We start from the raw sequence: 21,925 nt of genomic DNA, 5'->3' as shown, positions 1-21,925 counted from the left end.
GTTTACGTTGTGTTCAGTGACATGGGACAAATTAAACTGGGTGAAGCTGATGAAGAACCTGAGTTCAAAACTGCATCATGGGCAGCAATGCTTTTCTGTGGTGGTATCGGCGCAAGTATCTTGTACTGGGGCTGTATTGAGTGGGCTTACTACTACCAATCACCGCCTTTCCAACTAGAACCCGGAAGTGAAGAAGCGGTTCGTTGGGCGGCAACTTATGGTTTGTTTCACTGGGGACCAATCGCTTGGTCTATCTACCTGATCCCAGCGATTCCTATCGCTTACTTCTTTTATGTGCGTAAACAGCCTGTTCTAAAGATCTCTAGTGCGTTAATGCCTGTTCTTGGTGAACACCGCAGTAAAGGTGTACCTGGAAAAATCGTCGATATCCTATTCATTTTCGGTCTACTGGGTGGCGCTGCGACAACACTAGGTTTAGCAGCACCTCTCATCACTGAAGGCCTGAATCACCTATTCGGTCTACCTAAAAACAACCTTACGCAAGCAATGGTTCTTTTAGTTTGTACGGCAATTTTTGCTTACTCTTCTTATGCTGGCTTGGAAAAAGGCATCAAGATCCTGAGTAACATCAATTTCTGGGGTGCAATGGGTCTACTGACTTTCGTTCTGATCGCCGGTCCAACAATCTTCATGCTAGAAACAGGTTTAGACTCGATTGGTCGTCTACTGTCTAACTTCTTCGTGATGGCAACGTGGGCTGAACCATTTGGTGGTTACGGTACATTCGAAAACACTCACTTCCCACAAGACTGGACCATTTTCTACTGGGCATGGTGGCTAGTATTTGCACCAAGTATGGGCCTGTTTGTTGCGCGTATCTCTCGCGGAAGAACCATCAAACAAATGGTGTCAGGTTCAATTTTCTTTGGCTCTCTAGGTTGTTTCTTGTTTTTCATGATCTTAGGTAACTATGGCCTATCACTGCAACTTTCTGGTGAACTGGATGTAGTAGCGATTTTGAATGCAGAAGGCGCTACCAAAGCTATTTTCTCGATGCTTGCGCAACTGCCAATGAGTACACTAGTTATCGCGGTATTTACGCTGCTGTGTATTATTTTCACTGCAACGACATTTGACTCAATCTCATACATCCTAGCGTCTGTTGTGCAAAACAACGTGACCGAAGAGCCAATGCGTTGGAACCGTATGTTCTGGGCATTCACACTGTCGTTCTTGCCAACGATTCTGATGTTCTTGGGTGGTCTAAGTACGCTACAAACGGCAGCAATAGTTGGTGGCTTACCGCTACTGGTGATCTCTGTGATGCTGATGATTTCAGCGGTTCGTGCAACGAGCCTCGACCTACGCCATCAAGACGCGTACATCGAGCCAACGATCAACATCGAAGAACTACCAGATATGGACCCTTGGTCTGCAGAAGGTATGGCGCTGGCTCAATTTGAGAAAGAAAGAGATGCAGCACAAGAAGCTGCAGAACTTGAGCGAGTTGCCTACACAGAACTTGCCGCAGTGAAAAAAGAAATTCGCGCTTATGTGTTAGAACAAGGTTCACAAATGGAAACTCACGAGTTACCAGAGAACCTACAACAAGCACTTGAGCAGGCCGAGAGTAATCTTAGTGCCGCACAAGCGAAAAAAATCGAGTTATCTGAGCAAGCTCAGAATGCTCGTATCACGTTCAACCAGGTGGTTGCAGACTTACCGCTTGCTTGACATTAGCCATGACGCAGTCCATTGATTTGGACCCTCCTAAATACGACAAAGGCTCACAGAAATGTGAGCCTTTTTTTATGCTTTTCAAAAAATTGGAGTTATTGCTCAATTTCACATTGATGAAATAAATATGAAACGACTTTGACACAAATCGATGTTCTAATCATCCCGCTTATATAAAAAGGGATAACCAATGAAGCACATTATAAAACCAATCATTGCCGCAGTGGCAACCTCAACACTTTCATTCAACGTACTTTCAGCAGAAATCAAAAACGTCATTCTGATGATTGGCGATGGAATGGGACCTCAACAAGTTGGCCTGTTAGAAACCTACGCAAACCAAGCACCAAACTCGATCTATAAAGGGAACAAAACCGCCCTTTATCAACTTGCTCAAGAAGGGGTTATTGGTTCATCCCTGACTCACCCAGAAGATGCAATTGTGGTCGATTCTGCTTGTTCAGCCACCATGCTTGCAACCGGTATCTACAGTGGTTCAGAAGTGATTGGCATTGATTCTCAGGGCAATCATGTTGAGACGGTTCTTGAGAAAGCTAAAAAGGCAGGTAAAGCAACAGGACTCGTGTCCGATACGCGCTTAACTCACGCCACGCCTGCTGCATTTGCTGCTCACCAACCTCACCGTTCGCTAGAAAACCAAATTGCTAACGACATGCTAGAAACTGGTGTTGATGTAATGCTTTCGGGAGGGCTACGTCATTGGATCCCTAAATCGACCAACGACAAAGGTGAAACCTATAAGCAACTTGAAAAACTGACTCAAGGTGATGTTTACCTAAAATCAAAACGTAAAGACGACCGTAACCTTCTTGCAGAGGCAGAGAAAGACGGCTACCAACTGGCATTTAACCGCAGCATGTTAGAAGATGCTAAAGGCGATAAGCTACTTGGCCTGTTCGCCTACTCAGGCATGGATGACGGCATCGCTTACAGCAACAAGAAAGAGAGTGGCGAACGTACTCAACCAAGTTTGAAAGAGATGACACAAAAAGCCCTCAACATCTTATCCAAAGATGAAGACGGCTTTTTCCTAATGGTCGAGGGTGGCCAAATCGACTGGGCGGGACACAGTAACGATGCCGGCACTATGCTGCATGAACTGCTCAAGTTTGATGAAGCGATCCAAACTGTGTATGAATGGGCAAAAAATCGTGAAGACACGATCGTGATTGTGACCGCAGACCACGAAACAGGATCTTTTGGATTCAGCTACTCTTCTAACGACCTACCAAAACCACAAAAACGTTCTGGTGAAGCCTTCGCCGACCGCGACTATGCACCTAACTTCAACTTTGGCGCATTCGATATTCTTGATGGTTTATATAATCAAAAGCAAAGCTACTACGGCATGATCAGCGAATTTCAGAAGCTGGATAAAGCGCAGCAAACACCTGAAAAACTGGCTGAGATCGTCAACAAGAATAGTGAGTTCCCTATTACAGCTGAACAAGCGAAAAACGTATTAGCGAGTAAGCCGAACCCATATCGATTGGCTCAACACAAATACTTATCGGCAGAAGAAGTGCCTGCTATCAACGATTTCGATGCATTCTTCCCTTATAACGACCGCGGTAACTTGCTTGCTCGTGAACAGGCAACAAGTCAAAACATCGTTTGGGGTACAGGTACACATACTCACACACCAGTGAACGTGTTTGCTTGGGGCCCAGCAGAGAAAATACTGCCCGTTTCAAAAATCATGCACCACTCAGAACTGGGTGAGTACATTAAACAACAAGTAAACTAGCCTGAATCTTTTTTACTCGTTTTACTTAGCGCCCTACGGGGCGTTTTTTGTTTTAAGCCTTTAAGTTAAGTAATTAAGTAAATTTAGGCGACGCCAAATAGCAAAACAGCCGCTCAAGAGCGGCTGTTTTTAGAATAACTAGCGATTTGGGTGATTCAAGATGTGGTCTTCCCAATCGACAACATCGATTTCGTATACCACTTTGTTACGAACACTTTCACCTGCAGCATGCATCTCTGATTTAGAACCAGTAATCAATGGGTGCCATTCAGGAATCGGCTTAGATTCTGATAACAGTCGGTAGGCACAAGTGTCTGGTAACCAATGGAATTCATGAATCTTGTCACGAGTCAGCTTCAAACACTCTTCACCTGAAGTGAAGCGGTTCGGGTAGTCTTTACACGAACATGTTTTGTCGTTTAACCAGCTGCACGCCACGTTAGTGTAGTAAACTTCATCGCTATCTTCATCCATTAATTTATGTAGGCAACACTTACCACAACCGTCACACAGTGATTCCCACTCGTTCTCGGTCATTTGCTCTAGTGTCTTTTCTTGCCAAAATGGAATCGTCATAGGATTACTTCTTACTCTTTTACTGGGGTGCGTGTTATACCGCTAGCCGAATATAAGTTCAAGAATAAAATCAGCTAACGCTCTTTCGCTATGCGGTAGAACTTTCTAAATCCGTGAGTATTTGAATAGCTTCGCTTGTCGTAGCCCCACATACCCAGCTTTCTGCTTTAAAGTCAAAGCAGACCTGAGGCCTCTCTTTTTTACCAAATAGTTTACATAGGTTATCAACAGTAAGCTGCTTGCAACGCTCACCAGACTTCTTTCCATGAGGATGAAGGGGGAATGAAGATGTAATACTAGGCGCTGTACAACAAGCACCACAATGAAGACGGCATTCCATAATTGGACCTTAAATAGAATCAAAGGAAAGAAGGTGGGCGATTCTATCCTAAAAATGAAATTAGCCAAGTGAAGTTATTTAATATGTACAAAAAAGCACCTTATAAAAGGTGCTTCCAATTCATCAAAGACAGAATCTACTTTAAAATATCATGTGGCTTTGAAGACAAAAATTGCGGTGTCATTTCTGCTAAAGCCGCTTTATAGCGAGTCGATGACAATAAATCTCTAGCATCTTGCACTGTGAATTTAGCCTTCTGTCCTTGATCAACAATAGGCCCAAGCGCCATAATATGTTGAGCGCTTGCTTTTAGCTTAGGAGAAGTAACAGAAACTGTTTTGTTATTCCCGTCTTTAAATGATGCAATCACTTTCTTTGTATGGCCAGGATCAACTTGGTCACAGTTTGTAATTGGTGGGTGCGTCATAACGCCTGTTGATGATAAAAGTTGAACTACAGGCTTACCTTCTGCTATCGCTTTGATTTGACAATAAGTTGGGCTTTCACCTATCAAATTGTTTGTATTGTTAAACATGTACATAGTCCAGTCACCTGCACCACTACCTTGATCAGCTTTGTCGACATCAACGCGAGTCCAGCTATCTACCGCACCACTAAAGTCTTTTTTGACGACTAAATTTTGTGTGTCCGAAACGGCGTAAACTTTTTTACCTCCAATTTCGTATTGACCCACGTAATCTTGGTTAAACCAATTAAACCAACCTTTCGAATCAATATGCCTTCCACGGTAAGGGCCATCAAACTGGTGAAGACTTGAAAATTTAGTCTTCGTTATATGGACAGATTTACCGGTAGAGTCGAGATCTGTGACTTCATCTGTGATAAAAAACGGTTGTTCAGTAAAGCTAATTGATGTGTTCGGAGAAACACCTTTCGATGATGAGATATTGTAATCTCGGTAAGCGATGACATCGTAAGTATCAACATCCGTACTATTGATTTGCGCCTTACCTTTTACTACCTTAACCGCTTCACCAATCCATTTTCCACCATGTTTATTAAAGTAGCCTAAACGAACTGTTTCATCACTAGAGGTTGCATCAACCTTATAAGTTAAGGTTTGAAAATAACCTTGACTGTATGAACGGAAGAATCGCAGTTCATCGCCTTTCTTCGCTAGTGCTAATGCAGCCTTTTCATACTTGTCCGCTGCACACTGTTCTCCGTTTTCCGCACTATATGCCAGAACAGTACCATTGCTATTGATGCGGCAAACATATTGACCAGATAAGGCTTTAGAGTTAACTCGGCTGAGCAAAGCAGTCGCGTCACTACTGCTTACGGAACTGTTTGTCGAGAATTCCCCCAATACAGTATTAAAAGGAACCAGTTGAGCTTGTGAAGCTGCAGGTAATTTAGCTACAGCATAATCTAGGGCTATAAAGTCTACTTTTGCTTTTTGTAAACTTCCTGCCGCATAATTTACCAATTCACGAGCTTGAAAATAACCTTCTAGATTTGGCGACGCATAAACAGAAGTACCAAGAGTGGCAAGGATAATACCTATAGATAATTTCTTCAAAACTTGACTCCTACTACTTCGCTTTAAAATTGCTTGGAGACTCAAATCCTTTACCATCAACGGATAGGAATTTGTAGCCTTTCAATGTTTGAATATCGGCATCACTTACGCCTATGTCCGTATTCAGTTTCTGAGCGCTAGAACCACCACTAGTGGCAGCGCTACCGCCACCGCCACCGCCGTCACCACCTCCGCATGCAGTGAGTAATAATGTCGTTACTACTAAAATCGCTAACTTTTTCATGAATCGCAGGCTCCAATAAGAATTAATAATATCTTCAACCAGTTTTATTTATTGAACAACACAATAGATCGCACTTTAGTCAGTTTCTGGAGCTTGTCGTTAAACAGTTATGGCATTTCGTTTAAAAATCACTGCAATCTCTGTCGGCTATTTGCTACCCAAAACACTCCCTTTCTGTCGCTTATATGCCCAAGATCTCACAAACTTGCGAAATCTAAACTATCTTGTTGATACTGGTACAGATTAATAAGGATCGTTATGAATAGGTATATTGCAGAAATGTTTGGTACGTTTTGGTTGGTGTTGGGGGGGTGTGGTAGTGCCGTCTTAGCCGCTGCTTTTCCCGATGTGGGTATTGGTCTACTCGGAGTTTCCCTCGCCTTTGGTTTAACCGTGCTCACCATGGCTTTCGCTATTGGTCACATATCCGGTTGCCACCTCAACCCAGCAGTCACTATCGGCCTTTGGAGTGGCGGACGCTTTGATGCCAAAGATGTCGCACCTTATATTATTGCTCAAGTGATTGGCGGTATTATCGCAGGTGGCGTGTTATTTGTGATTGCTTCAGGCCAAGCTGGCTTTGATGCAGCTGCCTCTGGCTTTGCTTCCAATGGTTATGGTGAACACTCACCGGGCGGTTACTCGCTCACTGCGGCTCTCGTTTGTGAAGTGGTCATGACCATGGTGTTCCTATTCGTGATCATGGGCGCGACAGATTCGAAAGCACCTGCTGGATTTGCTCCTATCGCAATTGGTCTCTGTTTAACCTTAATCCACCTTATCAGTATCCCTGTAACCAACACCTCTGTTAACCCCGCTCGAAGTACCGGCGTGGCTGTATTTGTTGGTGATTGGGCTGTTTCTCAGTTATGGCTATTCTGGATTGCACCGATTATTGGTGCCGTGATTGGCGCAATGATATACAAAGCGGTGAGAGGTTCAGATTAAGCTCAGAGAAGTGTTTTGGAATAGAAACCTTTGAGAACCATAAAAAAAAAAGCCGCTTGGTGATGGTTCACCAAGCGGCTTTTTTAGATTTTATGACGACCGAGTAACGAGTGTGAAAGCGTGGTGCCATCCACTAGCTCGAGCTCACCACCAACAGGAACACCATGGGCGATACGGCTAGCGTTCACTTCATGGGCATTACATAGCTCAGCAATGTAATGTGCTGTCGCCTCCCCTTCTACTGTCGGGTTAGTCGCTAAAATAACTTCAGTGATATCACCACGACGTAAGCGGTAATCCAAGACATCGAGACCGATGTCACTTGGACCAATACCATCAAGTGGTGAAAGATGCCCCATAAGCACAAAGTAACGACCGGAATATTGACCCGTTGCTTCAATGGCTGCGATGTCTGCAGGGCTCTCTACTACACAAATTTGACCGTTATCCTGACGTTTAGGATTGGTACAAATGTGGCAGGTCTCTTCTTCGGTAAAAGTACGGCACTCATTACAATGACCAATTTCTGTCATTGCTTGGCTAAGAGCTTCAGCCAACTGCAGGCCGCCTTTTCTATCGCGCTGTAACAAATGAAAGGCCATACGCTGCGCCGACTTGGGGCCAACCCCAGGTAGACAACGTAAGGCCTCCATCAAATGCTCCAGCATATGACTGGTACGCATATATAACCGTTCTGATTTTCAAGTAATGGCCAGTTCAACACAAGCTAGTACGAGAATTAACCTTTAAGAATGAGTTACTTAGAAAGGCATCTTCATACCTGGTGGAAGTTGCATTCCGCCAGTTACGCCAGCCATTTTCTCTTTTTGAGTTTCTTCAACGCGACGAGCCGCATCGTTGAAAGCAGCAGCGATAAGATCTTCAAGCATCTCTTTATCGTCTTCCATTAGGCTTTCATCGATATCAACACGGCGAACGCTGTGGCTACCAGTGATCGTTACTTTTACAAGGCCAGCACCTGACTCACCTGTAACTTCCATATTTGCGATTTCTTCTTGAAGCTTTTGCATGCGCTCTTGCATTTGCTGGGCTTGCTTCATCATGTTGCCCATACCGCCTTTACCAAACATGTTAATACTCTCTGGTCTAATTGGTTTATTAAAATTAATTAAGCTATACGTGCTTAAATGGGGGTTAAAACAGTGTGATTCAACCCCTCGGTGTTCAGTTCTCAGATTTGCTTATCTGGGATGATACGCCGGTCACTAAACGTGAAAAAGTTCTAGATAGGACGAACGCTGTCTCTGTCGAGTTCTGCAGCAAAACGTCTTTCAATAAACTGTACGTTGGCATCGTTTTCCAAAGCGGTAAACGCGTCTTTCAACTTACCTTGATACAATCTTTCTCGTAGTTCTAGTGGCGTTTCTCCACCATCGCCGATTTCAACACTCAAATGACACTCTTCTCCCAACACGGTATTGAGCGACTGTAATAGTTCGCTCTGTGCGCGATCCGTATTCAAGTGAGCTTGGCTCGCTCTTAACGTTAAAGTGATTGATGTGTCGTTTTTAGCAAACACTGAGTTCAATGCTAACTGTTCAACAAGCTTGGCTGTCTCTAGCTTTTGAATCGTGGCAGACCATTCATCTTGAGCAATCGACTCTTGAAGCAATTTATCGACCATTTCTGGTGTCTTAATATGCTCTAACGCACGCTTGATCTGAGTAGGTGTAAGCTCTTTGCTCACCTCTTTCACTACAGGTTTAGACGGTTTCCAGCGATAAGGTTCATTATCATTGGTTACCTTTTCAGTAGAAGAGGCTGATAAAGAAGCTGGCGACACCCGCTCAGAACCACCGTGTTGCTGAGCAACTCGGTCAAGAACTGAAGTTTTAGCTGGTGTCGCTTTAGCCTTTTTTGGCGCTGAACCTTTGTTTTCTGTTGCTGCACCACCTCTACGTTGAGAACGCAATTGGTGACGTAAACCACTCACAGGCGAAGTTGCACGCGCTGGTTGCTCTTGCGAAGCAGAAGAAACAGGTGGAACAGAAGGTGCAACGGGAGCAACATTTGGCTGCTCTTGATTCTGATAATTAGCTTGCTGAGTCATGGGACTCATCGGCTGCTCTGTACCGTAACTTGGACGCTCATCATAAGCAGGTGGTACATCATACTGGCTGTGCGGGTAATCCTGTTCTGGATAACCTTGGTTGCCTGAGTGATCAACGTAACCTTGCGAATCTGAATATTGGCTCTGATTCTGCTGCGGTTGCTGTTGTGCCGACTGTTGCGGTATAGCTTGCTGCTGAGGCGCCTGTTGTTGCACTTGAGGCTGTGAAACCGCAGGAGCCTGAACTGGCTGTCTCGGCTCTGGCACAGGTTGACTCATTGGCTGAGCAACACTCTGAACCTGGTTCTGAACCGGATTCTGAGCTGCAGGAGCTGGCGCTGGGCTTGTCGACTGAGTCGAGATTGCCGTAGCAACAGTTTGCTCAGCAGGCCTAAATGCCAACATACGCAGAACCACCATCTCAATACCAACACGAGCGGTTGGCGATAATGGTAAGTCTTGACGACCTTTTAGCACTATCTGGTAGTAGAGTTGGATGTCTTGAGGGCTTAACGTTTTGCTCAGCAGTTCCAGCCTTTCAGCATCAGGCTGGGCCTTGTCTAAAGTAGACGGCAAAGCTTGATACATCGCCAAACGGTGTAATTGAGTCGCAAGTTGACTCAGCAATCCATCCCACTCAACGCCATTTTCAGCAAGAGCTTGAATACAAGCCATCGCCTGCTGAGGCTGTTTACTGCTAATCGCTTCAAGTAGGTGAATCGCTTGGTCTGTATCCAGCGTTCCAAGCATATGAGCAACAGTGTCTGTTACGACATTACCGTTACCCAATGCGATAGCTTGGTCACTCAGGCTTAGCGCATCACGCATACTGCCATCAGCAGCATGAGCAATCATCCCAAGCGCACGAGGTTCAGATGTCACATTTTCTTGTTCAAGAATATGATCGAGCTGCTCGTGGATATTATCGACACTGATCGGCTTAAGATGGAACTGCAAACAACGTGAAAGAATCGTAACCGGAAGCTTTTGTGGATCAGTCGTTGCGAGCAAGAACTTCACATACTCAGGCGGCTCTTCTAAGGTCTTTAGAAGCGCGTTAAAACTGTGCCTAGACAGCATGTGTACTTCATCGATTAGGTAAACCTTGAAGCGACCACGTGCAGGCTTGTACTGAACATTGTCCAGAAGCTCGCGGGTATCTTCTACCTTAGTACGTGAGGCAGCATCGATCTCGAGCAGGTCAACAAAACGACCTTCATCGATCTCTTTACAGGTTGCACACTCACCACAAGGGGTTGAAGTAATGCCTGTTTCACAGTTGAGTCCCTTCGCAAACAAACGGCCGATGGTCGTTTTACCGACACCTCGTGTACCGCTGAATAGGTAAGCGTGATGCAACCTATTTTGGCTAAGGGCATTCTCTAATGCTGTTAAAACATGGGCTTGACCAACCACTTCTTTGAATTTGGTTGGTCGCCATTTTCGCGCTAACGCAAGATAGCTCATGAATAATTCCGAAAAGGATTAGTGACCGTCGAATTCGCAGATGCTAAACACTTCTAGACCTAAGCCTTGTAAGCGCTTATCACCACCGATTTCTGGAAGGTTAATAACAAATGCGGCGTGTTCAACCACACCACCAAGCTGACGAATCAGCTTCGTTGTCGCTTCAATCGTACCGCCTGTTGCTAACAAGTCATCAACCATCAGCACTTTATCGCCTTCAACGATAGCATCGGTATGAATTTCTAGCGTATCAGTGCCGTACTCAAGCTCATAAGATTGTGCCACAGTTTGACGAGGCAACTTGCCCGGTTTACGAACAGGAATGAAGCCAACACCTAGCTCTAGTGCCAAAGGCGCACCAAATAAGAAACCACGAGCTTCAGTACCAACGATCTTAGTAAAGCCCATGCCCTTGTATGTGTCCACCAACAGATCGATTGTCGCTTTGTAAGCGGCAGGATCTTCCATCAAGCTTGTTACGTCACGGAACAAAATACCCGCTTTAGGGTAATCAGGAATGCTTTTGATGCTTGCTTTGATCAGAGAGATTTTTTCTGTGTTCATAATCTTATGCACTTCATTAGGCCGCTTTCCAAACTCTCGTTAACGAATCAAACATCAACGCTCGGAATTAAGGAAAGGTACGATTGGTATTCATTGCAACGAGAGTCATAACTCAAATTGCTGAAATAATAAACGCCCGCTATACAAGCAGGCACACTGGCTTAATGGTAGTGATTTTCTTTGCTGTCAGCAACCAACTCATGGGTTGGAAGTCGCATAAACCATGTGAGAAGAATAACAAGTACACAAATTAGGAAAGCCTTGACCCAAATGATCGGGGCAAAGTAGATCGATAACGCAAAACTTAACAAGATAAAAAACACGCCACGCGTTTTTACTTGCTTGGTAACAGCACCATGTTGATACCAATTGTTCAACAAGGGACCCAGCGTTTTATGCTCATGCATCCATTTGTGAACTTTGGGGTTGCTTCGCATGAAACATGCACTGGCAAGAAGGAGGAAAGGCGTGGTTGGCAGTACGGGTAAAGCTATCCCTAAAACTGCGAGAAATATGCAAAGGCCACCAGCAATATTGAGGCTTAAAACTCGAACGCTAATTGTGGCCTCCTTGAGTTAGCTATCACCAATCGGCGACGATAACTTAACTAGAATGTTGCGTAACCATTGAATACACGGATCAACGTAAGTGTTGCTGGTAATAATGGAATCACTAAAAATGCGGCTAAAAATCCTAAAAAGTAGAATACATTAAACGGGTCTTGAAAGTCTTTGTTATCTGCCATGATTGCTTCTTGTTTTTGTTAGTAAAGGTAAGTATCTGGCGAACCAAACCCGCTTTGCTAAATCGACATTTAACAAAAAAGGCATAGCCACACCATTTGCGCAACTATACCTTAATCAATTATTCACAAAAACCGAGGAAATATAGGGTTAATCGGTGGACCCTTGGTGTATGTCTAAACTAAAACTGGCCGATCCAAGCAGGCTCAATGATAACTGGCAGCCTTGTTCAATCGGAAGATCCCGTGTAATGAAGTTCTTCTTACAGTTCTCACCCAAGCGCTCGCCCGCCGCAATATGTTGATTCAATTCGCCATTCGACCATTGTCCATCTAAACCCGCAGGTAAAATAGAGATAGTTCCCACAGCAAGGTCAGCAACACCAAACAAAGCATTAACCGGGGTTGAACATTTAGAGCAACGAATCCCCTTCTCCAAAATCTCCGCGATATCTTTGAGATCAACGTTAAAATCTTTTCTATTTCTGATGTAATCGTGGAATAACGCTCTCACCAACAATGTGGCCGCTGAGCCGCCGTTATCAGAAGACGACGAATCGACAAGGTAGAAAGCAAACTGCCCGTTCATCATCCACGCATAGTCGAACACAAGTGGCATCATCTCTGTTGATTGTAGTAGGCGGTAACTGCAACGCCATGAGCCTTGTCGTGTGTCTTTGTCAGGAAGCAGCGCGTGCAATAAGTCTCTTGCCGCACTAGGGTTATCTTGCAAGTGATTTAGGTGCCAATGCAGCTCTTGGTCTTCAGGGATCTCTCCGCCGTCATCCACACAGAACCACTGGCTTGAAAAATCTCGTTGGTCTGAAATGTTATCGAACGAATCTGTTAATGTATTCGCAATCGCACTGCCTAAATGACCGTGATCCTCCAGAGGTTTGACTAAAAAGTCTTTGATACCAAATCGTAATGCTTTCGCCACATCAGACATATCATCGGTGCCAGACACTACGATCATAGGCAGTGACGGATACTCTAAACTGAGCTCTTCTACAAGCTCAATGCCATCCAGAATAGGCATTGATAAGTCACACACAATTAAATCTGGCGCTGAGTCTCTAAGCTTTTGCAGAGCGTCCAGCCCATTTTCAGCCTCAACCACTTTATAACCAATCTTGTCTAAATACGCGCTGGTTATCCGGCGAAAAATAGGATCATCATCAACCAACATAACGCATTTTTGATTGAGAGCTTCCTGAGCCGAGGTCATAACTGGCTGACTGTGAGTTTTGTACATAATCTCTAACCTCACAAAACTAAGTCGAATTATTATTGTTATCTGTTCCAAGAACTAATATAAAACTTAGTAACAAATTGCTAAATACACAAATACGTACTCTTTACTGGAAATTCGTGACAAGGGTTGGAATACTGGTAAATAGTGCAACGAATTGACGTAACGCAAACATTGATCTCACTATTACGTATAAATTAGATGAGATTGTAAACAAATGTGTCTGGATTTATGAAATTAGATGATTTAAACCTCTTTCGACTTGTCGTTGAAAATGGGAGCTACACCGCAACATCACGCAAGACTATGATTCCGGTTGCGACCATTACACGACGCATCCAAGCCTTAGAAGATTCACTAAACCTAAGACTTCTCAATAGACACGCGCGTAAACTCTCTTTAACAGAGGCAGGCGAACGTTTCTTCAACGAATGCTCTCCGTTACTGCAACGTCTATCTTCTACTGCAGAAGAACTGACTGACGTTTGTAAAGGGGCTTCCGGTAAGATTCGTATTACGGCACCCTCAAACCTGACCAAGCGCATGATGATGCCGATGTTCAGTGAATTCATGACTCAATATCCTGATATTAATATTGAGCTGATGATGAACAACCAAGCCGATCAGCTTGATCCAACCGAGTGGGACGTAATTTTCAGAGTAGGTCCACAACGAGATTCAAGCCTAATCGCTCGGAAAATCAGTGAAGTAAAAGATATTCTTATCGCAAGTCCTGACTACTTAGCGAAGAACCCGGCACCAAGTCATGCAGAAGAGCTCGCGAATCATTCGCTACTTAAAGGCTATCCGCTGATTAAATGGCAGCTGAGTAATTCGAATGAAGAGACGGTCGTGAATAGCGAGAAAGGCCGTTTCAACGCGAATGCGCTCAATGTCGTGAGACAAGCATGTTCAGAAGGCCTTGGTATCACCCTAATGCCCGACGTTATGATCCGCGAATACATTGAAGATGGCAGCTTAGTGCAAGTCTTAGAGGACTGGAGCGCTAACCCTCGTGATATTTACATGCTTTACAACCACAAAGACCACCTGCCAGAGAAGGTTAGATTGTTTATCGATTTTGTGATCGCATACCACATTCACTAAGATTCAATCCCCTTCCCAGCAAACAAAAAAACCAGAGTCGATGCTCTGGTTTTTTATTACTCATTTTTATGAGTACGCTAAGCGCCTTCGTTATGTAGCTCTAGGTTCGCGAGATCTTGTTGGATTTCACGCTCAACCTTTGAATCGTCATTACGTAAAGAGTCTAGGAAATCTAGGTACGCTTGGTCGATATCGCCCGTTACATACTCACCGTTGAATACGGATGTATCAAAACGAGAGATGTCTTGATTACCCATACCAACTGCAGAGATTAAGTCTGGTAACGTTTGGAAAATCAAAGCATCTGCGCCAATCTGCTTACAAATCGTTTCGTTATCACGACCATGAGCAATTAACTCAGTCGCGCTTGGCATATCGATGCCGTAAACATTCGGGAAACGAACCTCAGGAGCAGCAGAAACCATGAAGACTTTGTTTGCACCAGAATCACGAGCCATCTCAATGATCTGCTCTGATGTTGTACCACGAACAATCGAGTCATCAACCAATAGAACGTTCTTACCTTTAAACTCAGAACGAATCGCGTTGAGTTTACGGCGAACCGACTTCTTACGTTGCTGCTGACCAGGCATGATAAACGTGCGGCCAACGTAACGGTTTTTCACGAAACCTTGACGATATGGCTTATCAATCGCTTGAGCAATTCGTAGAGCAATATCATTTGATGTTTCAGGAATTGGAATAACCACGTCAATGTCTAGGTCTGCGTACTCTTCTTTAATACGCTTACCTAACATCTCACCCATCTCAACGCGTGCGCTGTAAACCGAAATTTTATCGATGAATGAATCAGGACGAGCAAAATAAACAAACTCAAAAATACATGGGTTTAGTTGTGGGTTGTCTGCGCATTGTTTAGTGAAAAGCTCACCATCGAATGTTGCATAGATAGCTTCACCAGGAGCAACATCGCGCATAAAATCAAAACCAACAGCGTCTAACGCTACTGACTCAGACGCAACCATGTACTCTGTTTTACCGTTAATTTCACGTTTACCAAGACACAGTGGACGAATACCATGTGGGTCACGGAATGCGATCATGCCGTGGCCGATGATCATCGCTGTTACTGCGTAAGCACCACGAATAGTGCGGTGCACGTTTGCAACTGCGCGGAAAACGTCGTCTGAAGTCACGTTACCTTTTACTGTATCGATCTCATGAGCCAATACGTTTAGTAGAACTTCAGAGTCAGAGGTTGTGTTGACATGACGGCGGTCTTTTTCGAACAACTTCTCACGAACTTCACTTGCATTCGTTAAGTTACCGTTGTGCGCCAGCGTGATGCCAAATGGAGAGTTTACGTAGAAAGGTTGAGCTTCAGAAGCACTCGAACTTCCCGCTGTAGGATAACGAACATGACCAATACCCACGTTGCCTTGGAGGCGTTGCATGTGTTTTGCTTCAAAAACATCTTTAACTAAACCGTTCGCCTTACGCAGACGGAAACGATTGCTTTCTATGGTACAAATACCAGCGGCATCTTGGCCACGATGCTGCAATACCGTTAAAGCGTCATAAATAGACTGGTTTACAGGTGTTGAACCCACGATTCCAACAATACCACACATGTCCTAATCCTCGATTTTCGACATTAACTGGCGCTAGAGCGCGCCAGATAAGAAACTAGATGTTGCTTGTAAATGCTCGAAGAACGGCGCAATGATTCGGCTAAACTCCGGAACCAATTGCGAATTCTTCCACCACTCAGAACTTGGGAATGCAGTAAACGCATCCATGAAAAACAACACTGCAGAAACAATCAAAACACCACGTAAGCCACCAAAGACGACACCGAGGATTCTGTCTGTACCCGACAGGCCTGTTTTCTGAACTAGCTGCCCGATGACATAGTTAACTAAGGCACCAACAACTAACGTTGCAACAAACAATGCTGCTATCGCAGTTCCGTTTCGAAACATCTCATCTTCAATATTGGTGAAGTACATTGCTAATTTAGCGTAGTACTGGCTAGCAATAAAAAATGCTCCAAACCAAATAACAAGTGACAACGCTTCTTTAGCGAAACCGCGAACTAAACTGATCACGGCAGAGAAGCCGATCACGCCTAAAATGACAAAATCTAACCAATTCATGAATTCTTCATCTTAAGTTGGCGCGCATTTTAACAGAAAAAATGCTGACGCAAACGTTTTCTTATGGATTTAACGGTTTAAATTTGAGCAACTGGCCTTTTGAACCCGTAATTTTTTCTAATTCCTTAATTTGTCGCTCAAGTTTGGATTTAGAAACATCCGGGCCAATAATTACTCGCGTAAATGTTTTTTCTTGCTTGGTATGAGCCTGATAACCACGCTTCTGTAAATCCTTAACAACGTTTTTTGCGTTGTCAGCATTCTTCAAAGCCATCAATTGAATAATCCAAGCACTGTCTTGGTATTCATTTTTTTCAGGTACCGGCTTAACCACCACCGCCACTTTATCCGCTTCTTTGTTACTGGAAGCCGACGCAGTTTGCGTATTTGAATTATCAATACCACCACTTTCAACCACTTGCTCAACCGGAGAGTCCGGCAGTGCAATCTGATCTTCAACAGGATCGAGCACTTCAAACACTTCAACATTACTATCAAGCTCAGGCTTAATCGGAATGCTTGCAAACTCTTCTTTATAGTGGAGCTTCTTACCATCCAGCACATCGGGCAATACAATCACGCCAATGGCCACTAAAATGATGGTGCCGACTAATCGGCTTTGGAATTTACTTGCCATTTAGTTTCCTTTTTTCTGCCAATGCTCCAACACTTCACCCACGGTATGGAAAGAACCGACAACCAACACAACATCGTCATCTATAACAGAAGCTAAAGCCGCTTCAAACGCTACAACAGGGTTTGAATACTGCTCTACACCTTCAGGTAAGCTTTGACACAATTCAGCGGCTGTTGCGGCTCGTGGGCCGTTCAGCGAAGCTGGGTACCAATGTGTTGTTATTGGAGCTAATACTTCCAATGTCGCGGGGATATCTTTGTCATGAAGCATGGCGACTACAACGTGTAAATTTTTGCCTGCATACTTCTTCGCTACTTGCTGCGCAAAGTACTCAGCAGAATGCGGGTTGTGTGCTACATCAAGCACAATCACCGGTTGTTCGCTAATTTGCTGCATACGCCCAGGAAGCTGCGCATTCTTCATACCGTTAACAACGTTCACATCACTAATGCTTAGTTCTGAAGTACCTAATGCCATCAGTGCGGTGGCTGCGTTCGGCAGCGGTAAGCTTGGGATAGGTAGCGATTCTAACTGGAATGCGCCGCTGCGCCAGTTCCAAGTATCACCATCTACATCATAGGTGTATTGAATCCCTACTTGGTAGAACTCAGCGTTAATATCATCAGCGTGTGCCGCAACCGTAGCTGGTGGTTTGGGTTGACCACAGATAGCTGGTTTACCGCTACGATAAATGCCCGCTTTCTCAAAACCGATCACATTAATGTCATCACCTAGCCAGTCAACATGGTCGACAGCCAAGCTAGTAATCACTGAAACGTCATGCTCAACGATATTGGTCGCGTCTAAACGTCCGCCTAGACCCACTTCTAACAATACAACGTCAACCGCTTCGGTTTGAAAAGCACGTAACGCTGCTAAAGTGCCATATTCAAAAAAGCTAAGGCTGATTTCACCACGTTCTTTCTCAATGAAATCGAAAGACTGAACCATTTTTTGATCAGACAGATCTTTGCCATTGATACGAACACGTTCGTTGTAGCGAATTAAGTGAGGGGAGCTGTAGACACCAACAGAGTAACCAGCATCCAATAGAATAGCTTCCATGAGTGCACATGTTGAGCCCTTGCCGTTGGTTCCAGCAACAGTAATAACATGTTGAGCAGGCTTGGTGAGGTTTGCCTTAGAGGCGACAGCTTGAACTCGGTCTAAACCAAGATCAATAGCGCTTGTGTGGATGTTTGATAAATAATCAAGCCACATCTCCAAAGAGGATGTGGCTTGAGGAATAGGTTGTTGACTCATCTAACTCATAACCATAATTAAGTAGGTTTGTTAGAAGGTACTTTACCCTTTTTCTGGCGCTTCTGGTACTTCATAAGCAGCTTCATTCGGTGAATCGTTCACAGAAACTACTAATGGTGAAGGCTGATTGGTCATTTTAGCAACAAGGCTTGCAACGCGCTGACGCATCTCACGACGGTCAACGATCATGTCGATAGCACCGTGGTCTAGTAGGAACTCACTGCGTTGGAAACCTTCAGGAAGGTCTTCACGTACAGTTTGCTCGATTACACGACGTCCAGCAAAACCGATAAGCGCTTTTGGTTCACCGATATTGATATCGCCAAGCATTGCTAAACTTGCAGAAACGCCACCCATTGTTGGATCAGTCATTACTGAAACAAACGGTAGGCCTTTCGCAGATAGACGCTCTAGAGCAGCACTGGTTTTTGCCATTTGCATAAGAGACATCAATGCCTCTTGCATACGAGCACCACCACTTGCAGAGAAACAAACTAAACCACAGTTGTTCTCAATAGCTGCATCTACCGCTTTCACAAAACGAGCACCAACAACAGAACCCATTGAGCCGCCCATAAATGAGAACTCAAACGCACACGCAACGATAGGTAAACCAAGCAGTTCGCCTTTCATTGCAACTAATGCGTCTGTTTCACCACTGTTCTTTTGAGCAACAGAGATACGTTCTTTGTAACGCTTAGAGTCTTTAAACTTCAGTTTGTCTTGTGGCTCAAGATCAGTACCTAGTTCAACACGCTCACCTTTGTCTAGGAATGTATCCAGACGGCGACGTGCTTTCATACGCATGTGATGGTCACATTTTGGACATACTTCTAGGTTACGCTCTAGTTCAGCATGGTAAAGAACCTGCTCACAAGAAGTACATTTAGTCCAAACACCCTCAGGGATTGACGCTTTACGAGATGTTACGATGTTGCTTTTTTCTAAAATCTTTTCAAGCCAACTCATGGAAGACCTTTTTGTTTCGATTCCTCCGCTTGATTGCGAAAGAAATAAATTTGGGAATTATGCCGGGAATTAAAGCACATAAAACAGCGACTGTAGATAAAAAACTGGTTGTACCTATTTTCCGTGACTATTTTACGCACGAAACCGTAATATTTTTTGAACCTAAGTCTCACATTTAGTTCAAATTATCCGGCAAAAATAGAGGGCCAATAGGCTCTCTTGGTAGTCCAAAATGTTCAGGATAATCAACATCGACTAAGTATAAGCCTTCCGCTTTCGCTGTCGCGCCTGCCACTTTTCGATCTTTAGCCTCTAAAAGCCACTGAATCCACTCTGGTTTTTGATCACCTTTACCTACCGCAATTAGGCTACCAGTAATATTCCTCACCATATGGTGAACAAACGCATTCGCTTTAATATCGATCACTATGTAATGCCCATGACGAGTCACGTTTAAGTGAATCATGTTTCTCCATGGGCTACGAGATTGACAATGTGTTGCCCTGAACGAAGTAAAGTCATTCTCACCAAGTAAGTACTGACCCGCTTCATGCATCTTTTTCTCATCAAGGTGACCATGGTAATGGCTCACACCTGAATTCAAAATTCCAGGACGTAGAGCATGGTTAAAGATAATGTAGCGATAACGGCGTGCTGTTGCAGAAAAACGAGCATGAAAATCCTCATTCACTTCTGTTGCCCAACGAACGGCAATATCCTTTGGCATGTTGGCATTTGCGCCCATTGTCCATGCAACCATTTTACGATCGACATTAGTTTCAAAGTGAACGACTTGTCCCGTACCGTGAACACCGGCATCTGTGCGACCAGCACACATAACTTCTACAGGGTGATTCGCGACAACTGAAAGAGCCTTTTCCAATTCTTCTTGGACACTTTTCACGTCTCGTTGGCGCTGCCAACCAAAGTAGTGGGTACCGTTATATTCAATACCTAAAGCAATTTTCATGTTCTTGTTCTCTTTGAAAATGGGCGAGAAGTATATACGGAAATGAGTGCTAGCCCAAATAGGATGGGGCTAAAACTTCAATAAACAATCACTACCGCCTAGACGGTGGTTTTAGCAAGCTAAATAAAATAGACGCTAACTGTATCGCCCTAAAATAAAGGGTAGCCAACACTACCCTTTATCATTTTTTGAATTTATCGACCGTTTAACGTATCGATAAGATTCTTTGCCTCTCGACGAATATCATCACTGCCGTCAACGATAGCCTCTTCTAGAAGCTTAATTGCACCTTGTGAGTCACTCATCTCGATGTAGATTTTAGCCAAATCGAGCTTACCAGCGGCTTCTGCGTTGCTGTCGACATCGTAATTACCAATGTCACCGATAACGTCTGGGAATTCATTTAGGCCAACATCTAGCTTCAACTCTTCGTCATCTGGATTAATCGCGTCTTCGCCTTCTTGCTCAACTTGAGCCATCAGCTCATCAATCGTCATGTATTGCTTATCACGACCTTTGTCTGACTCGGTTAGGTTGTCTTGTTGAGCCCAATTCTCTTGTTTGATTTTTGGTTCAGCTTGTTGATCTGCCGACGCCCAAATCTCCTGTTGATCATCAGGCACATCATTACGCGTGCTAGATTGCTGCTCAGGAGCTAGGTTGAAGCCTTTCCAGTCTTCGCCGCCAACTTCAAGCATAGCGTCAATATCGAGCCCTGCGCTATCAATCGATGTAGCGTCCAGTGGCTTGTCGAACATGCTGTCGACAGAGTCTTGAACATCTTCAGAAAGTAATTCAGCTAATGCTGTCTCATCAAAATCCTCAAAACCTTCTAACAAATCGTCTTGAACTGTTGTAGGCACTGAGCTTAACTCAGAAGGTACTGGGCTTAATTCTGACGGAGAATCGAGTGATTCATCAGGTTGTGTAAAACTAGCCAAATCAGGCTCTTCTGCACCTGGGAAGCCTTCTGCGTCTGAGAAATCTTCTGTATCCGAGAAGTCATCACCATGACTAAAACTCTGCGAGTTTGAAAATAAATCATGCAGCGCATCTTGCTCTTCACCCTGTGGGCTGAAAGAAGTCAGTGGCGTTGGTTTCTCAGCAAACGCATCAGAGATAGCTTCGTCTTCACCGTATTCCGGCAAATCAAACTCATCGAGCTCTACGCCTTGCTCTTCTGCTACAGGCTCAGCACTGCTTTGTTCGATGTCATCTAAGACTGAATCCGCTTTTGCGCTCTCTTCATCGTATTCAGGCAGGTCAAGGTCATCGAACTCAAACTTTTCGGACTCTGGAGCAAGATCTTGCTCTAACTGCGCTTCATCCGGTTCGCTAACCACTTCCGCCAACGCATCTTCTTCGCCAAACTCTGGAAGCTCTAAATCATCAAACGAGAACTCATCTTCGCCTTCTTGTCCTAGAACTTCAGCTTGTTTCGTTTCTTCAACTTTAGGAGCCGTTTCAGCTTGAGGCTCTACTTCGGCTTGCAGCTCAGGTGTTGATTCTGATTCTGGGTCTAATTGAGCATCAACAACAGGGACGTCTGACTCCGTTGTTACTTCAGCATCCGCTTCTGCCAAGGCATCTTCTTCACCAAACTCTGGAAGCTCTAAATCATCAAACGAGAACTCATCTTCGCCTTCTTG

At 44.3% G+C, this 21,925-nt stretch carries 22 protein-coding genes; 4 read left to right on the top strand and 18 right to left on the bottom strand.

Features of this window, described 5'->3' with window-relative positions:
- Window positions 1-1,695 (top strand): BCCT family transporter (locus tag AB4232_RS06920; protein ID WP_372086708.1); only part of this gene is annotated, 1,695 nt, incomplete at its 5' end.
- A gap of 193 nt (window positions 1,696-1,888) precedes the next feature.
- A complete protein-coding gene (locus tag AB4232_RS06915) occupies window positions 1,889-3,466 on the top strand; it encodes an alkaline phosphatase (protein ID WP_372086706.1) in 1,578 nt (525 codons plus the stop codon).
- Window positions 3,467-3,604: 138 nt separating this feature from the next.
- Here the strand turns inward: AB4232_RS06915 and AB4232_RS06910 are convergent, their stop codons facing one another.
- The 4 genes from AB4232_RS06910 to AB4232_RS06895 form a co-directional block, all read right to left on the bottom strand.
- On the bottom strand, window positions 3,605-4,042 hold the full coding sequence (locus tag AB4232_RS06910; protein ID WP_065678623.1) for a YcgN family cysteine cluster protein: 438 nt from the start codon (window positions 4,040-4,042) through the stop codon (window positions 3,605-3,607).
- Window positions 4,043-4,130: 88 nt separating this feature from the next.
- Window positions 4,131-4,382 carry a hypothetical protein gene (locus AB4232_RS06905; RefSeq protein WP_009848668.1) on the bottom strand — a complete coding sequence of 84 codons (252 nt, stop codon included), beginning with the start codon at window positions 4,380-4,382 and terminating at the stop codon, window positions 4,131-4,133.
- Between the two features lie 136 nt (window positions 4,383-4,518).
- Window positions 4,519-5,925: a porin gene (locus tag AB4232_RS06900; RefSeq protein ID WP_372086704.1), complete on the bottom strand. Its 1,407-nt coding sequence runs from the start codon at window positions 5,923-5,925 to the stop codon at window positions 4,519-4,521.
- Between the two features lie 13 nt (window positions 5,926-5,938).
- The gene (locus tag AB4232_RS06895) at window positions 5,939-6,169 is read right to left on the bottom strand and encodes a hypothetical protein (RefSeq protein WP_372086702.1); all 231 of its coding nucleotides are present in this window, start codon (window positions 6,167-6,169) and stop codon (window positions 5,939-5,941) included.
- A gap of 258 nt (window positions 6,170-6,427) precedes the next feature.
- Between AB4232_RS06895 and aqpZ the strand changes: the two genes are divergently transcribed.
- Window positions 6,428-7,117, top strand: coding sequence for an aquaporin Z (gene aqpZ, locus AB4232_RS06890; RefSeq protein WP_017099207.1), 690 nt, complete (start codon window positions 6,428-6,430; stop codon window positions 7,115-7,117).
- Window positions 7,118-7,200: 83 nt separating this feature from the next.
- On the opposite strand, the gene recR is transcribed toward aqpZ, so the two are convergent.
- The 7 genes from recR to AB4232_RS06855 all read right to left on the bottom strand — a co-directional run bounded on the left by recR (window position 7,201) and on the right by AB4232_RS06855 (window position 13,216).
- Complete coding sequence (gene recR, locus AB4232_RS06885; protein WP_004734155.1) at window positions 7,201-7,800, bottom strand: recombination mediator RecR; 600 nt, start codon at window positions 7,798-7,800, stop codon at window positions 7,201-7,203.
- Window positions 7,801-7,878: 78 nt separating this feature from the next.
- Complete coding sequence (locus AB4232_RS06880; RefSeq protein WP_009848672.1) at window positions 7,879-8,208, bottom strand: YbaB/EbfC family nucleoid-associated protein; 330 nt, start codon at window positions 8,206-8,208, stop codon at window positions 7,879-7,881.
- Window positions 8,209-8,360: 152 nt separating this feature from the next.
- Window positions 8,361-10,655, bottom strand: coding sequence for a DNA polymerase III subunit gamma/tau (gene dnaX / locus AB4232_RS06875; protein ID WP_372086700.1), 2,295 nt, complete (start codon window positions 10,653-10,655; stop codon window positions 8,361-8,363).
- Window positions 10,656-10,673: 18 nt separating this feature from the next.
- Window positions 10,674-11,219 carry an adenine phosphoribosyltransferase gene (apt, locus tag AB4232_RS06870; protein ID WP_004734171.1) on the bottom strand — a complete coding sequence of 182 codons (546 nt, stop codon included), beginning with the start codon at window positions 11,217-11,219 and terminating at the stop codon, window positions 10,674-10,676.
- Window positions 11,220-11,380: 161 nt separating this feature from the next.
- Window positions 11,381-11,752 (bottom strand): YbaN family protein, encoded by a 372-nt coding sequence (locus tag AB4232_RS06865; RefSeq protein WP_029223120.1) that lies wholly within the window; start codon window positions 11,750-11,752, stop codon window positions 11,381-11,383.
- Window positions 11,753-11,826: 74 nt separating this feature from the next.
- Window positions 11,827-11,964 carry a hypothetical protein gene (locus AB4232_RS06860; RefSeq protein ID WP_017099204.1) on the bottom strand — a complete coding sequence of 46 codons (138 nt, stop codon included), beginning with the start codon at window positions 11,962-11,964 and terminating at the stop codon, window positions 11,827-11,829.
- A 148-nt stretch (window positions 11,965-12,112) separates the two neighbouring features.
- Entirely contained in the window at window positions 12,113-13,216 is a 1,104-nt protein-coding gene (locus AB4232_RS06855; RefSeq protein ID WP_009848676.1) for a response regulator, read from the bottom strand.
- Window positions 13,217-13,444: 228 nt separating this feature from the next.
- On the opposite strand from AB4232_RS06855, the gene AB4232_RS06850 reads away from it, so the two are divergent.
- A complete protein-coding gene (locus AB4232_RS06850; protein WP_004734167.1) occupies window positions 13,445-14,320 on the top strand; it encodes a LysR family transcriptional regulator in 876 nt (291 codons plus the stop codon).
- A 77-nt stretch (window positions 14,321-14,397) separates the two neighbouring features.
- On the opposite strand, the gene purF is transcribed toward AB4232_RS06850, so the two are convergent.
- The 7 genes from purF to AB4232_RS06815 all read right to left on the bottom strand — a co-directional run.
- A complete protein-coding gene (gene purF / locus AB4232_RS06845; RefSeq protein WP_012603488.1) occupies window positions 14,398-15,912 on the bottom strand; it encodes an amidophosphoribosyltransferase in 1,515 nt (504 codons plus the stop codon).
- Between the two features lie 33 nt (window positions 15,913-15,945).
- Window positions 15,946-16,437: a CvpA family protein gene (locus AB4232_RS06840; protein WP_009848678.1), complete on the bottom strand. Its 492-nt coding sequence runs from the start codon at window positions 16,435-16,437 to the stop codon at window positions 15,946-15,948.
- Between the two features lie 61 nt (window positions 16,438-16,498).
- Window positions 16,499-17,074, bottom strand: a complete 576-nt coding sequence (locus tag AB4232_RS06835; protein ID WP_135381286.1) for an SPOR domain-containing protein — start codon at window positions 17,072-17,074, stop codon at window positions 16,499-16,501.
- Entirely contained in the window at window positions 17,075-18,337 is a 1,263-nt protein-coding gene (folC, locus tag AB4232_RS06830; RefSeq protein WP_009848680.1) for a bifunctional tetrahydrofolate synthase/dihydrofolate synthase, read from the bottom strand.
- Window positions 18,338-18,379: 42 nt separating this feature from the next.
- On the bottom strand, window positions 18,380-19,306 hold the full coding sequence (accD, locus tag AB4232_RS06825) for an acetyl-CoA carboxylase, carboxyltransferase subunit beta (RefSeq protein WP_009848681.1): 927 nt from the start codon (window positions 19,304-19,306) through the stop codon (window positions 18,380-18,382).
- A gap of 175 nt (window positions 19,307-19,481) precedes the next feature.
- Entirely contained in the window at window positions 19,482-20,276 is a 795-nt protein-coding gene (gene truA / locus AB4232_RS06820; RefSeq protein ID WP_009848683.1) for a tRNA pseudouridine(38-40) synthase TruA, read from the bottom strand.
- A gap of 194 nt (window positions 20,277-20,470) precedes the next feature.
- On the bottom strand, window positions 20,471-21,925 hold a 1,455-nt coding region (locus tag AB4232_RS06815), incomplete at its 5' end, for a FimV/HubP family polar landmark protein (protein WP_372086697.1).

This window comes from Vibrio sp. 10N.286.46.A8 (assembly GCF_041470165.1).
GTDB classification, from domain to species: Bacteria; Pseudomonadota; Gammaproteobacteria; order Enterobacterales; family Vibrionaceae; genus Vibrio; species Vibrio tasmaniensis_A.
Note: the sequence above shows the minus strand (reverse complement) of the source record. Positions and strands in the feature narration are given on the sequence as shown.